Origin of the sequence: Micromonospora pattaloongensis, from assembly GCF_900107255.1 — a bacterium.
In the GTDB taxonomy this organism is placed as follows: Bacteria; Actinomycetota; Actinomycetes; order Mycobacteriales; family Micromonosporaceae; genus Micromonospora_I; species Micromonospora_I pattaloongensis.
Genome location: NZ_FNPH01000001.1, coordinates 158,687 through 172,084, shown reverse-complemented (window position 1 = coordinate 172,084; position 13,398 = coordinate 158,687). Strand labels below are relative to the sequence as shown.

11 protein-coding genes are annotated in these 13,398 nt (G+C 75.3%); 2 read left to right on the top strand and 9 right to left on the bottom strand.

The genetic code is table 11. The features are described 5' to 3' along the window. The 3 genes from BLW47_RS00870 to BLW47_RS00860 form a co-directional block, all read right to left on the bottom strand. Positions 1 to 414: a hypothetical protein gene (locus BLW47_RS00870; RefSeq protein ID WP_091550169.1), complete on the bottom strand. Its 414-nt coding sequence runs from the start codon at positions 412 to 414 to the stop codon at positions 1 to 3. Further along, entirely contained in the window at positions 407 to 775 is a 369-nt protein-coding gene (locus BLW47_RS00865) for a hypothetical protein (RefSeq protein WP_091550166.1), read from the bottom strand. Before BLW47_RS00865 ends, BLW47_RS00870 begins: the two co-directional genes overlap by 8 nt. A 120-nt stretch (positions 776 to 895) precedes the next feature. Beyond that, entirely contained in the window at positions 896 to 2,857 is a 1,962-nt protein-coding gene (locus BLW47_RS00860; RefSeq protein WP_091550164.1) for a hypothetical protein, read from the bottom strand. A 408-nt stretch (positions 2,858 to 3,265) separates the two neighbouring features. On the opposite strand from BLW47_RS00860, the gene erm reads away from it, so the two are divergent. Continuing rightward, positions 3,266 to 4,084 (top strand): ErmE/ErmH/ErmO/ErmR family 23S rRNA (adenine(2058)-N(6))-methyltransferase, encoded by an 819-nt coding sequence (erm, locus tag BLW47_RS00855; RefSeq protein ID WP_091550160.1) that lies wholly within the window; start codon positions 3,266 to 3,268, stop codon positions 4,082 to 4,084. An 18-nt stretch (positions 4,085 to 4,102) separates the two neighbouring features. Here erm and BLW47_RS00850 read toward each other — a convergent pair whose 3' ends face one another. The 5 genes from BLW47_RS00850 to BLW47_RS00830 all read right to left on the bottom strand — a co-directional run bounded on the left by BLW47_RS00850 (position 4,103) and on the right by BLW47_RS00830 (position 11,727). Next, complete coding sequence (locus BLW47_RS00850; protein ID WP_175543456.1) at positions 4,103 to 5,713, bottom strand: Hsp70 family protein; 1,611 nt, start codon at positions 5,711 to 5,713, stop codon at positions 4,103 to 4,105. Next, complete coding sequence (locus BLW47_RS00845) at positions 5,706 to 7,814, bottom strand: acetate and sugar kinases/Hsc70/actin family protein (RefSeq protein ID WP_091550154.1); 2,109 nt, start codon at positions 7,812 to 7,814, stop codon at positions 5,706 to 5,708. Before BLW47_RS00845 ends, BLW47_RS00850 begins: the two co-directional genes overlap by 8 nt. Before the next feature lie 189 nt (positions 7,815 to 8,003). Continuing rightward, complete coding sequence (locus BLW47_RS00840) at positions 8,004 to 9,059, bottom strand: ABC transporter ATP-binding protein (RefSeq protein WP_091550152.1); 1,056 nt, start codon at positions 9,057 to 9,059, stop codon at positions 8,004 to 8,006. After that, on the bottom strand, positions 9,056 to 10,594 hold the full coding sequence (locus tag BLW47_RS00835) for an ABC transporter permease (RefSeq protein WP_091552293.1): 1,539 nt from the start codon (positions 10,592 to 10,594) through the stop codon (positions 9,056 to 9,058). The genes BLW47_RS00840 and BLW47_RS00835 overlap by 4 nt, the downstream gene beginning before the upstream one ends. Before the next feature lie 68 nt (positions 10,595 to 10,662). After that, positions 10,663 to 11,727 (bottom strand): iron ABC transporter substrate-binding protein, encoded by a 1,065-nt coding sequence (locus BLW47_RS00830; protein WP_091550149.1) that lies wholly within the window; start codon positions 11,725 to 11,727, stop codon positions 10,663 to 10,665. Between the two features lie 366 nt (positions 11,728 to 12,093). Here BLW47_RS00830 and BLW47_RS00825 point away from each other — a divergent pair, with 366 nt between their 5' ends. After that, on the top strand, positions 12,094 to 12,681 hold the full coding sequence (locus BLW47_RS00825; RefSeq protein WP_091550146.1) for a TMEM165/GDT1 family protein: 588 nt from the start codon (positions 12,094 to 12,096) through the stop codon (positions 12,679 to 12,681). A 4-nt stretch (positions 12,682 to 12,685) separates the two neighbouring features. Here BLW47_RS00825 and BLW47_RS00820 read toward each other — a convergent pair whose 3' ends face one another. After that, a complete protein-coding gene (locus BLW47_RS00820; protein WP_091550144.1) occupies positions 12,686 to 13,396 on the bottom strand; it encodes a biliverdin-producing heme oxygenase in 711 nt (236 codons plus the stop codon). Positions 13,397 to 13,398: the final 2 nt, after the last annotated feature.

Genomic DNA, 13,398 nt, shown 5'->3' with positions numbered 1-13,398 from the left:
TCACGGGCGGGCGGTGCGGCGCAGCCAGTAGAGGCCGATCAGCGGGAGGACCAGGGGGACGTAGCCGTATCCCCGGCCGAAGCCCGACCAGACGGTCTCGTGCGGGAAGGCGTCCGGCGCGAGCACGCTCGCCGCGCCGACCGCGAGCACACCGACCAACTCCACGGTGCAGCAGACCCAGGCGAGGCGCCGGCCGAACGCGCCGTCGCGGGCCAGCCCGACGGTGGCGACGATGTAGATCACGGCCGCCACCGCGGAGAGCAGGTACGCCAGCCGCGCCTCGTCGAACTTCGTCGCGATCTGCACCCCCGCGCGCGAGGTCGCGGCGATCGCGAAGAGCAGATAGATCAGGACGAGGACACGTCCCGGCCCGGTGCTGGTGGCCCGCTCGCCGGCGGTGCGCTGCTCAGCCATGCGACACGACCGACCAGGTCTGTTCGAGCCGGAGCACCAGGACGGGGACGACCAGGCACACGGTCATGACGATCCCCGAGCCCCACCGGGTCGGCTCCATCCGGGCCAGCACCCAGCCCAGCGGCGGCAGGCAGACGATCGTCACCAGGTAACCGACGAAGGTCGCCATGCTCGCCGGCCGCTCGCCTTCGGCGATCGCGATCACGGCCGCCACGGTCAGCGCCACGACGATCAGGCCGAGCACGCCGAGTCCGACCAGGTGCGAACGCCCCGGCGGGCGGTTGCGCGCGGTCGCGACGCCGGCCCAACCGGCGAGGACGAGGGAGGCGACGATCGTCAGGGTCGCCAGGGGCCCGTTCACCGGAGCGCCCCGGTCGGTGCATCGTTCACGGCCACACTCTACTAACGGCGGTAGTAGGCAACGCGTACGCCGCCGCCGATCCCGCGCGGGCGGCGCCGCACGCCCGGTCCCCGCCCGCGACTAGTTGAGCACCGGGACCGGGTCGCCGTCGCGCGCAGTGGCCCGCACGGTGGCCGCGGCGGTCGGGCGGGTCGGATACGGACCGGAGACGACCAGCGGGCCGCCGCGCCGGGTGCGGCCGTCGATCGTCACCTCGACCGTCTCCACCGCCCCGCCGCCGACCGCGAGGTGGTGCCACGCGCCCGTCGGCGCCCTCCACCACCACGCGACGGCGACGTCGGGCGCGAGCCGGCTGCAGAGCCGGGTGCCGGACGCGGCCGCCACGGTGCTCGGGGCCCTCTCCGGGGCGAGCAGCACCGCAGCCACCCGGTTACCGCCGCCGCCGAAGGCCGCGCGCAGGCAGACCAGCCGGGACGTCCCGGTCGTCCCGGGCAACCGTCCGCGCCAGAGCTCCCACGCGGTCGCCGACTCCGGCGCCGTGCCGCGCAACTCGGCCAACGGACACCCCAGCCGCGACCAGAGGCCCGCCCCGCCGTCCGGGTCGAGCTCGTCGGCCCCGTCGCCCGCCGGGTCCGCCGTGGGCGGCAGGTAGCGCAGCCGCGCCAGCGCCGTGCCGCCCAGGTCCGCCAGGAGGAACGGGGTGCGATCGACCTCGGCCGACCGCAGCCGCAGCAGCGGCCCCGACCCGCAACCGCGCGCCCCGGCCGGCACCGGATCGCTCACCCCGCCGGCGACCCGCAGCGGACGCCACCCCCGGCCGTCGGCGGTGCGTGTCTCCACCCGCGTCACCCAGGGCGCGACCAGATAGCGGGCCGGTCCGTCCGCCGGTCCGAGCCGCAACGCGCTGCCGGTGTCGGCCTCCGGCAGCGGCGTCGGCTCGACGCGCAACCCCCGCGCGCCGCCCCGCAGGGTGTACGTGGCGATCCGGGTCTGGTCGGCGAGCACCGCCACGGTGGCGCCGTCCAGCTCACCGGCGTACAGCAGCTGCGGAGTCCCGACGGGCGGCCCGGCGACCGCGCCGGCCCCGGTGGTGACCGTGACGCGGCCGGCCGGCGACGACACCGCGACCGTGAGCGGCGCGGGCGTCGAGCCGCCGGACGCCGCCTGGGCGCGGACGCGGGTGGCCGCGTCGGTCCGGCGGTCGGTGGCCGGCTCCGCCAGCTGCCGCCACGCCCCGACGGCGGCGCGCACGAGTTCGTCGTCGGTGGTGCGGGTGCCGCGCGCCGGCCAGGTCGCCACGCTCAACTCGCTCGCGCCGGCCCAGGCCCGGGCCGCGATCCGGCGGACGGCCACCGGGCTCGCCTCGGGCGTGGCCCACCTGCCCACCGTCTGCGGCACGGCCGGTTGCCGCTGCGGGACGCCGAGGAGCGTGGTCGCGACGACCGTGAGCGCGACGACCGCCGCCAGCGCGGCGCCGCCGAGCCGGGCCACGCGCCGCACCCGCAGGGTCACCGGGTCGGGGGCGCGCAACCGCACCACGGTCGGATCGGCCGGCGGGCCCGCCAGCAGCGCCCGCTGCCGGTCGACCGGGATGCCCTGCTCGTCCGCGAGCCGCTGCCGCAGCGCGCTCGCCGCCGCGACGTGCGCGACCCCTTCCGGCCAGCCCGCCTCGTGCAGCACCACGACCGCGTCACGGGCCGGGAGCCGCTCGACCATCAGCAGGACGTACGCGGCGCGGACCGCGCGCGGCGCGGCACCGAGCGCGGTGACGACCGCGTCGTGCGCACGATCGCCGTCGACCGGGGCGGGCCAGGCCCAGGTCCGCAGGGACGGCCACCCGGTCCGGCTGCGCCGGGCGGCCCGGCGCAGCACCCGGATCAGCAGCTCGCGTTCGGTCCGCACGGCGCGCTCGCGCCACGGCAGGCAGCGCTGGACCAGCCGGTGCGCCCGCGCCAGCCGGGACTCCGGGTCGCGGCCGGCGGGCGCGACCAGGAACGCGAGCCGCACCAACCGGTCGTAGTGCCGCACGAACACGTTCGCGGCGGGGGTGGGCGCGGTGGATTCGTGGCGATCGGGCTGCATATCGGGAACAACGTCGATTTCCGGACGTCGGACACGGCGCGGCCCGCCGTTCGGGGTCGGGCCCGGAAATCCCGTTGCCCGGTTCGTACGCCCGTCGCTAGCGTCGGGCCCATGTTCGCCACGCACGCGCTGATCCGCGCCGCCACGTCGGCCGCGCGGGGACCGCTGTTGGTCTCCCGCCCGCGCCGGCGGCCCGCCCTGGTCCGCCAGGACGTGGTCGGCGCCTGACGCGTCTCCCTGCCGGATCGGCAGGGAGGCCGCCGCAGAACAGCCGCGCACCGCACGCCGCGTCCGACGCGCACGCCAGGGCCACCCGAGTCCAGATCCGCTCGGGCAGGCCCGCCTTCGCGGCTGCCTGTCCACACCGCCGCCCGACCTGCGGGCCGGGCGGCAGACAGGACACCGGCTGTGGCGCAGAGCGCATCACCCACACCCAGAAAACGAACGGCACGCGACCGTACCCGACGGGTGCTGTCGCAGAACTTTCTCCGCGACCCCGCCGCGATCGAGCAGATCGTGCGCGCGGCCCGGATCGGCCCCGCCGACCTCGTGGTCGAGGTGGGGGCCGGGGAGGGGCACCTGACCCGGGCACTGGCCCGGCGGGCCGGCCGGGTGCTCGCGTACGAGGTGGACCCGGCGCCGGCGGCCCGGCTGCGCGAGACGTGCGCGGCGCTGCCCACCGTCACCTGCCTGGTCGAGGACTTCCTGACCGCGCCGGCGCCGGCCCGGCCGTTCGCCGTCGTCGGCAACATCCCGTACGCGCTGACCGCGCCGATCGTCGACTGGTGCCTGCGGGCGCCCGGGCTGACCTCGGCGACGCTCGTCACCCAACTCGAGTACGCGCGCAAGCGCACCGGCGACTTCGGGCGGTGGAGCCGGCTGACCGTGCGGAGCTGGCCGGAGTTCGAGTGGCGGCTCGCCGGCCGGCTGCCCCGGACGGCGTTCCGGCCGGCGCCGCGGGTCGAGTCCGGCCTGCTGCGGCTCGCGCGCCGGCCCGTGCCGCTGCTGCCGCCCGACGCGATGCCGGCGTACCGCCGCTTCGTCGAGCTCGGCTTCGGTGGGCTCGGGGGCTCGCTGCACGCGTCGCTGTGCCGGGGCTATCCGCCGCGCCGGGTGGACGCGGCGGCGCGGGCGGCACGGCTGGCGGTGGACACCCCGGTCGGGTACGTCTGGCCGGAGCAGTGGCTCGCGCTGTTCCGGCTGCTGCGGGCGCCGGGGCGGGGGTGACGGGGAGCGTCGGCGGGGCTAGGCCGGCTGGGGATCGGGGCTCGCGGGCGCCGCCGCGGGGTCGGGGCTCGCGGGCGGCGCCGCGGGGTCGGGGGACGGGGGCGCCGCCCCCGGGTCGGGGGACGGGGATCCCGCCGCGTCATGGGGCGTCGCGGGCCCCGCCGCCGGGTCCGGCGTCGCGGGTTCCGCGCCGCGCCCCGCAGTGGTGGACGCCGCGCCGTGTTGCGCGGTCGCGGGTGGCGTCGCGCGGTCGGTGGTCGCGGGTGGCGTCGCGCGGTCGACGGTGGTGGGCCGGGCCAGCGCCAGCCAGTGCTGGGGGGCGATCTCGGCGCCGGGGGCGACGAGCAGCCGCTCGATTGTGCCGGCGGTGGCGGCGGTCAGATCCCACAGCGCGCCGGTCTGCAGCCGCACCCGGGCCAGGGTGGCCCCCGCCGGGTAGGCGTCGCCCGGTCCGACCAGCCAGCGCAGCAGCCGGGCCCGGCCGGGCACGGCGAACGACAGCGGCTGGGAGCCGTCGCTCGCCGGCGACGGCAGGACCGTACGGCTGCCGCTGTGTCCCAGCCAGCGCGCCGCGCCGCGGACCGTGGCCAGCTCGGGCTCGTCGACGTGTCGCAGCGGCCGCTCGAACGCCCGCCGCACCGTGTCGATCACCGCCGGCATCCGGGCGCCGCCGCCGACCAGCAGCACCGCGTCGACCTCGCTCACCCCGACGACGAGCTCGTCGAGCAGGCTCTGGCAGCAGGCGACGGTCTGGTCGAGCAGCGGCGCGGCCAGCGAGGCCAGGTCGTCGCGGGTCATCCGGTAGGCCGGGGTGTTCGGCATCAGGAAGTCCTCGACCTCCTCCACCTCGCTGAGCTGGTGCTTGATCCGCCGGGCGAAGTCGGTGACCGCCATCTCCATCCGCAGCGCGGCCGGCCCGGTCGGGTCCGTCGCGGCGGCGGCGAGCAGCGGCTCCAGCCACTCCCGCCCCTCGTCGTGGATGCGCGCCGCCAGCAGCGCGTCGATGTCACGCCCGCCGCAGTTGTCGATCGCGACGTGGCCGAGCACCTCGTGCCCGTGCTCGCCCACCCGGACCAGGGCGGTGTCGAAGGTCCCGCCGCCGAGGTCGTAGACGAGCACCAGCTCGCCGGGGGTGAGGGGAGCGCCCGCCACCGGCGCGAACGCGGCCGCGACCGGCTCGGAGAGCAGCTCGACGGTGTGGAACCCGGCCGCCTCGCCGGCGGCGATCATCTGCCCCCGGCGCGGGTCGCCGACCGCGTAGCTGGCCGGCACGGTGATCACCGCGCGCTCGATCCGCCCGCCGTGCAGGTGCTCCGCCTCGCCGCGCAGCGTCGCGAGGACCGCGACGACCTGCTCGACCGGGCGGAACCGTCGGTCGCCGAGCGGCACCGGGACGTCGGCGGCGAGGCCCCGCTTGAACTCCGCGGCGTACGCCGTGGGCTCGGCCCGCTTGCGGCGCTCGGCGACGCTGCCGACGAACATGTGCTGGCCGTCCCAGTGCACCGCGGACGGCCAGGTGTACGAGCCGGTGATCGGCTCCGCCACCAGGTGCATGGTGTCGCCGGTGACGACCGCGGCCGCCGATGACGAGGTGCCGAAGTCGACGACCAGCGACCGGCTGTCAGACATCCCAGACATCGAGCAGGCTCCGCTCGTCGGATTCCCAGTTGGCCAGCAGGTGCCGGCCGTCGCCGCTGAACGCGACCCAGGCCCGCTGCTGCGCGCCGCCCTGCACCCGGAAGACCTCCCGGTCGGTCGCGGCCTCGGACAGCACCATCGACGGGGTTCCGTCGGCGGCGTCGCTGATGATCGCACGCAGCTGGCCGTCCGGGCTCAGCGCGCTGCGCGCGAACCCCTGGCCGACACTCACCGGGGAGTAGCCGGGTTCGTGCAGCCGCCACTGCTCGTCGGTGGCCCTGGCGATCTGCGCGCCGGTCCGCAGATCCCAGAACGTCGTCACCGGTCGACCGAACCGGCCGACGCCCTTGCCGCGGCTCTCCACGGCGAGCCGCCAGTGCGCCTCGTTGACCAGCACCTTCACCGGGATGCCGGGATCGCGGAAGCGGGCGGTGAGTTTGCCGCTCTCGATGTCCCACACCGAGAAGAAGCCCTCGCCGTCCCAGGCGATCAGGCAGAGGTGGCCGCTGGTGTTCAGGAACACCCGGCCCCGGCTGTCGGTACCGCCGTGGTCGGGCTGGAACTCCGCGACCAGCGCCGCGTCGGTGACCGTCCGGAACTGCACGGCCCGGGCGGTGCGGTCGCACTCGACCAGGTGCTGCCGGTCGGCGGTGAGCAGCCAGGACCCGTCGGACTCCAGGCGGTGTCGCCGCGCCGGCGGCTGGGCCAGCAGGGTCGCGGGGTCCTTGGCGACCGCGGCGATCAGCGCCGGGCCCACCGGCTGGCCGGCGCCGACGTGCTGGCCGAGCAGCGTGCCGTCGTGCGCCGCGGTCAGCTCGAAGACCCGTTCGTCGGCGGTGCGCACCTGCGCCAGCACCGCACCGGCCGGGTACGGCCGGCCCTCCGTGAGCGTCCAGCGCAGCAGCCGCCCCTCACCGCCGGGGATCTCCCAGGAGAGCGGCCGGACCCGCCAGCGCGGCGTCTCGGCCGGGATGACCCGGGTGGCGGCCCCGGCGGCGAACCGGGCGGCCCCGCGTACGGCGGCCAGCTCCGGGTCGGCGATCCGGCGCAGCGGCCGGCCGTGAGCGCCGGCGTCGCGCAGCCCGAGCGCCCGGTGCAGGGTCGACGCCGTCATCGACAGCCGGGCGCCGCCGCCGGCGAGCACGACGGCGGCGACGGTCGCCGGGGTCGCCCCGACGCTGCTCATGACGCGCTGGCAGCTCGCCGCGAGCCAGCGCAGCGCCGGTTCCGCGAACGCCTCCATCCAGACCCGGGTGAGCCGGTACGGGGGCGTGACCGGGGTGAAGGTGTCGCTCACCTCGTCGCCGTCGCCCAACTGGTGCTTGAGCCGGCGCATGAAGTCGATCGCCTCGTAGTAGGCGCGCAGCCCGGCGTCGCCCGGCGCCGCCAGCAGCGGCTCCAGCCAGCCGCGGCCCTCGGTACGCAGGTCGTTGATGAGCTGCGCGTCGAGGTCGCGTCCGGCGGCGGAGGTCTCCTGGGTGAGCTGCGCGGTGTGGCTGCCGTACACCTGGACCATGGCGGTGGTCCAGGTGGCGCCGAGGTCGCAGACCAGCACCAGGGCGCCGGGTGGCAGGTGCTCCGAGGCCTGCGGATCCAGGGCGGTGGCGACCGCGTCGCTGATCAGCTCGACGTCGCGGAAGCCGAGGGACTCGCCGACGCCGATCAGGACGTCCCGGCGTGGGTCCCCGGGGGCGTACTCGGCCGGGACGGTCAGCAGCAGCCGGGGGATCTCGGCGCCGTGCAGCTGGCGGGCCTCGGCGGCGATCACCATCAGGTACGCCGACAGCGCCTCCGCGCCGGTCACCTCCCGGTGCTCCAGCCGCATCGGCGCCTGCGCGTCGACCGCGCGCCGCGGCCCGTCGATGTAACGGCCGGGAAGCGTCCGCTTGCGCAGCTCCGCCGCCGTGCCGACCACGTAGCCCTCGTCGGTGACGCAGACCGACGCCGGCCACGCCGCCAGGCCGCTCGCCGGCTCCTTGAGCAGGGTCACCTGGTCGTCGACGACCAGCGCCGCCCGGGTGGTCGATGTGCCCACATCGACCACCAGGATCGGTTCGCCCATCGTCTCGCCCCCCACCCGCTCGTCGGCCATCGTCCTCCTGGGCGCACAGTTTGCGCGAGCGCCGGGTTCCGCGTCCACTCCAGATTTGGGTCTTCGGGCCGCGCGGCCGTCCCGAGGCACGTCATCAGGGAGAACGTCCCACCCGCTGCCGCCGCGCCGGCCGCGGTGCGGGCCGGTCACCCGGATCCTGAGACGCCGGGGTCGGGCCGGGTGCGGGCGTCAGCCGCGCTGGCGCGGCCAGGCCAGCACGGTGTCGCGGATCTTCAACGCTACCTCGCTGCCCGGGCCGTGGTGCTCGGCGCCGTCGAGGGACCGGGCGGCGAGCTCGGTGCCGTCGGCGAGGCGTACCACGGTCAGGGTGTCGTGCCCGTGGAAGTCCCGGCGCAGCACGGTCGCGGTGACCGCGCCCGGCGCGGCCCGGTGCGCGGCGGTGAGGTCCAGCTGTTCGGGACGGATCAGTACGGTGACCGGCGTGGGCGCCTCGTCGGCCGCCGTGGGCAGGATCGGCGCGGTTCCGATCGGGGTCTGGGCGCGACCCTGGTGCGCGGTTCCCGGCAGCAGCACCGCCTCCCCGACGAAGGCCGCCACCCACGGGTCGGCGGGGGTGCGGTAGACCGAGGTGGGGGTGCCCATCTGCACGACCCGACCGTCGCGCATCACCGCGACCTCGTCGGCCAGCGAGAGCGCCTCGCCCTGGTCGTGCGTGACCAGCACCGCGGTCGCCCCGTCGGCGCGGAGCGCGGCCCGCACGTCGCGGCGCAGGTCTGCCCGGAGCCCCGCGTCCAGCGCGCTGAACGGCTCGTCGAGCAGGATCAGCGAGGGGCGCGGGGCGAGGGCGCGGGCCAGCGCGACGCGCTGCTGCTGCCCGCCGGAGAGCTGGTGCGGCATCCGGTCGCCGTAGCCGTCGAGCCCGACGAGCGCGAGCACCTCGGCGATCCGGCCGCTGCGGCGCGTCGCCCGGTCGAGCCCGTACCCGACGTTGTCGGCCACCGACAGGTGCGGGAAGAGCGCCCCCTCCTGCGGCACGAGCGCGATCCGCCGGCGGTGGGTGGGAACGTGGGTACGCGGTCCCGCGACGTCGCGGCCGTCGACCGCGATCCGCCCGGCGTCCAGCCGCTCCAGCCCGGCGACGCAGCGCAGCAGCGTGGTCTTGCCGCAGCCGGAGGGACCGAGGACGGCGACCAGCGACCCGGTCGGCACGGTGAGGCTCACCCCGGCCAGCGCGCGGACGTCGCCCCAGGCCTTCTCGGCGTCGGAGATGGACAGCGCGCTCATTGGTCACCTTCCTGCTGGAGAAGCCCGGTGCGGGCGGCGAGGACCCAGGTGGGGATAGCGGAGAGGAGCACGAGCAGCGCCGCGTACGGCGCGGCCCCGGCGTACGCGGCCACGGAGGTGTGCGTCCACAGCTCGGTGGCCAGCGTGTCCATGCCGGTGGGTCGGAGCAGTAGCGTCGCCGGGAGTTCCTTCATGCAGGTCAGGAAGACCATGGCGGCGCCGGCGGCGATGCCCGGCAGGGTAAGCGGCAGCGTCACGGTGGCGAAGACCGCGGCGGGACGGCGTCCCAGCGACCGGGCCGCCTCCTCCAGTACGGGCGGGGCCTGGGCGGCGGCGCCGGCGACCGCCGCGACCGCCAGCGGCAGGAAGAGCGCCGCGTACGCGAAGGTGAGCAGCCAGACGCTCTGGTAGAGCGGGTAGGCGACGTTGATCCCGAAGAAGACCAGCGACAGGCCGATGACGATCCCGGGCAGGGCGTGGGTCAGGTAGCTCAGCCGTTCCAGGCCGTTGGCCAGCACGCCGGGGGCGCGGGCGGCGAGCAGCCCGATCGGCAGCGCCAGCAGCATGGTCAACGCGGCGCCGCCGAGCGACACGGTCAGCGAGTTGCCGGCGGCGGTGGCGATCTCGGGGAGCGAGCCGGGCCGGGACACCCCGGCGGCGAGCCGGCGCGCCAGGTTCGCGGCGGGGACGCCGAAGGCGAGCGCGGCGACCGCGGTGAGCGCGGCGGCGGCCGGCCAGCGCAGCGCCCGCAGCCGTGCGGGGCTGTGCGGGCGGCGGGCTCCGGCGCCGACCCGGGCGTACCGGGCGCCGCGGCGGCGGCTGAGCGTCTCGCCGGCGAGCAGCAGCACGGTGAGCGCGACCAGGACCGTGGAGAGCACCAGCGCGCCGGTCCGGTCGAAGCCGAGGTCGAAGGCGATGAAGACGGCCCGGGTGAAGGTGTCGGTGCGCAGGATGGCGACCGCGCCGAAGTCGGAGAGGACGTAGAGGGCGACCAGCAGCGCGCCGCCGGCGATGGCGGGGCGGATCTGCGGCAGCGTGACCGAGGTGAACGTCGTCCACGCGCCCCGGCCGAGGGAGCGGGACACCTCCTCCTGGGCAGGGTCGGCGCGGTGCAGCGCGGCGGCGACCGGCAGGAAGACGTACGGGTAGCTGCAGAGCGTGAGCACGAGCGCCGAGGCCCAGAAGCCCTCGAACCCGGTGATGGTGGAGACCCAGGTGAAGGCCGCGATGTAGGTGGGCACGGCCAGCGGCAGCGCGGCGAGGATCGTGAAGAGCCGCCGTGCGGGCAGGTCGGTGCGGGTGACCAGGAACGCGGTGCCGACGCCGAGGGCCACGCAGCCGGCGGTGACCACGGCGGCGAGCGCGAGGCTGCGGGCGGCGAGGTCGGCGACGCGCGGGTTGGTCAGCTCGGTGCGGATCGCCGGCCAGCCGGCCTCGACCGTGCGGATCGCCAGGTACGCCAGCGGGATGAGCGCGACCACGACCGCGACGGTGGCGGCGAGCAACAGCCACGGGCGTGGGGCGAGCCGGTGCAGTCGGCGCCGCAACGCCGGCGCGGCGGACGCCGTCGTGGGCGTCCGCCGTGCCGGGATGGTCGACGTGCTCAGGGCGTCAGCCCCGATTCCTTGATCAGGGCGATGGTGCCCTGCAGTCCGTCGAGGTCGTTCAGGTTGACCGGCGGGGCGGTCAGCTCGTTCAGCGCCGGCACGTACGCCGGCCCGGCGACCCCGGCGACGACCGGGTACTCGAAGGTCTGCTCGGCGAAGTACTTCTGCCCCTCGGTGCCGAGCAGGTAGTCCACGAAGCTGCGCACGTCCGCGTCCTGCGCGGCGCGGTTGAGCACGCCGACCCCGGCGACGTTGACCAGGGAACCGATGTCACCGTTGCCGAAGAAGTGCAGCTTCGCCTTGAGCGACTCGGGCGTGACGCCGCGCTCCTTGGCGATCTCGCCGATGTAGTAGTGGTTGACCAGACCCACCGCGATCTTGCCGGCGTCCACGTCCTCGACGATCGGCACGTTGCCGTCGCGGATCTGCGGCTCGTTGGCCTTCAGCCCCTTGAGGAACTCGCGCGCCTTCGCCTCGCCGTGCTGCACGGTGATCGCGGTGACGAACGCCTGGAAGGAGGCGTTGGTCGGGGCGACGCCGATCTTTCCCTTCCACTTCGGGTCGGTCAGCTCGAAGACCGACTTCGGCAGCTCGGCGGCGGACACCAGGTCGGGGTTGTAGGTGAGCACGCGGGCCCGGGCGCTCACGCCGATCCACTTGCCGTCCTGCGCCCGGTAGGTCTGCGGCACCTTGTTCAGCGTCTCGGCGGGCAGCGCCGCGAACAGCGCCTTCTTGTTCACCGCGCCCAGCGCCCCGGCGTCCTGCGCGAGGAACACGTCGGCGGGCGACTTGTCGCCCTCCTCGAGAAGCTGCGCGGCCATCTGCGCGGTGTTGGCGTACCGGGTCTCGACCTTGATCCCGGTCTGCTGGGTGAACTTCTCCAGCAGCGGCTTCACCAGCGTCTCGCTACGCCCGCTGTACACCGTGATCTTCTTGTCGTTCGGGGCCGAACCGGCCGCGACGCCGCCGGACTCGCCGTCACCGCCGCAGGCGGTCAGGCCCAGGGCGAGAGTGGTCGCGGCGGCCAGCGCCAGCGCCCCCTTGAGCGGTGAGATGGGCACGGCAACTCCTTGTCGAGGCAGGGGATCGCCCCGAGCGGCTCCTCGGGTCGCGACGGGCTGAAGTTAGCAGAGCCTAACCAAACCTGTCATCCTGCGGTCGGCTGGCACCGTCCGTCCTCACCTGCGACGACCGCGTACGCGTGTGCGACGTCACCCCATCGTGGCCGTCATGGTCATCGTGGGTTAGGGTTGCCGGCGCGAGGGGGAGTAGCTCCCAACATCGCGGTCGACATACTGGCGCTCCGCGCCCGGCCGCGAGGCCTTTTCCGGTTTCCGGTGAGGTGAGCGAGACCTTCGACTCAGGCTGTACGAGCCGGGTCGAGGTCCGCTGTGTCCCGATCCGGCACCGACTGGACAAGGAATGTGATGGACGGATTCCTCGCAGCTCTCGTGATCAGCTTCGGCGTGATCTTCGTGGCCGAACTCGGCGACAAGTCGCAGCTGATGGCGATGACCTTCGCGACACGCTTCAAGCCGTGGCCGGTGCTGATCGGCATCACGATCGCCACCGCCGTGGTGCATCTGGTGTCGGTCGCCATCGGCTACGGACTCGGCGAAACCCTGCCGACCGGCTGGATCTCGCTGGTGGCCGGTCTCGCGTTCCTCGGCTTCGGCGCCTGGACGCTGCGCGGCGACACGCTGACCGAGGAGGAGAAGACCAAGGCCGAGCGGACGAACCGCTCGGCGATCGTGGCCGTCTCGGTCGCGTTCTTCCTCGCCGAGCTCGGTGACAAGACGATGCTCGCCACGATCACCCTCGCCACCCAGCACGGCTGGTTCGGCACCTGGATCGGCTCGACCATCGGCATGGTCGTCGCCGACGCGCTGGCGATCCTGGTCGGACGGATGCTCGGCAAGCGGCTCCCCGAGAAGGCCATCAAGTACGGCGCCGCGGCGCTCTTCGCGATCTTCGGTATCTGGCTGATCGTCGAGGCGATCCCCCAGCTGCCCTGAGGCGTCACGCCTGCGCGGGACTGACCTGCCGCGACCGGGCGAAGGCCGCCGCCGACGGTGGGCGGTCGTCGCCCGGCTCGCGGCCCAGGTCGGCGAGGAGGGCGTACGTGTGCCGGTGCGCCACGCCCACCTCGCCGACCAGGCCGGCGAGCGCGGTGGGGTCCAGCGCCAGCGCGTCGAGCCGCTCCCGATAGTCGCTCTCGTAGCGGTCCGGATCGCGGATCGCCGGGTAGCGGTGGAAGGACAGCCCCCTGCCGCCGGTCAACCCGTACGCCTTGGCGATCGCCTCGGCGTTGAGCACCCCGCGCTGAAGGTCACCGAGGCAGCGGGTGTAGTGGTGCGCGACGAACCAGGCGGGCGAGCGCCAGCAGACCTCGCGTAGCCGGGCGACGTACTCCCCGGTGGCCCGCCGTGGCGTGATCCGCTCGGCCCAGGCGCTGCCGAGCAGGAACTCCAGGTCCGCGCGGAGCGCCGGCAGCCGGCTGAGCGCGTCGTCGACGAACGGGCCGGCCAGCCGGTCCCGCCGCATCGCGTCGGCGGCCTCCTCCAGCACCTCGTACACGAACCAGTGCTGGGCGAGATGGTCGGCGTAGCGGTCCCGGCCGAGCTCACCGGCGACCAACGCCGACCAGTAGCGTCCGGCGGCGGCCGCCTGCGGGTCGTGCCAGGCGAACCCGCGCAGGCGGGCGGAGAAGGAGCTGGTCGGCGTACTCATGG

Excerpts from the sequence above, each read along its gene's own strand:
- BLW47_RS00860 (WP_091550164.1), bottom strand. The coding sequence starts at position 2,857 with ATGCAGCCCGATCGCCACGAATCCACCGCGCCCACCCCCGCCGCGAAC.
- BLW47_RS00820 (WP_091550144.1), bottom strand. The coding sequence starts at position 13,396 with ATGAGTACGCCGACCAGCTCCTTCTCCGCCCGCCTGCGCGGGTTCGCC.
- BLW47_RS00850 (WP_175543456.1), bottom strand. The coding sequence starts at position 5,713 with ATGTCTGACAGCCGGTCGCTGGTCGTCGACTTCGGCACCTCGTCATCG.
- BLW47_RS00845 (WP_091550154.1), bottom strand. The coding sequence starts at position 7,814 with ATGGCCGACGAGCGGGTGGGGGGCGAGACGATGGGCGAACCGATCCTG.
- BLW47_RS00825 (WP_091550146.1), top strand. The coding sequence starts at position 12,094 with ATGGACGGATTCCTCGCAGCTCTCGTGATCAGCTTCGGCGTGATCTTC.
- BLW47_RS00840 (WP_091550152.1), bottom strand. The coding sequence starts at position 9,059 with ATGAGCGCGCTGTCCATCTCCGACGCCGAGAAGGCCTGGGGCGACGTC.
- BLW47_RS00870 (WP_091550169.1), bottom strand. The coding sequence starts at position 414 with ATGGCTGAGCAGCGCACCGCCGGCGAGCGGGCCACCAGCACCGGGCCG.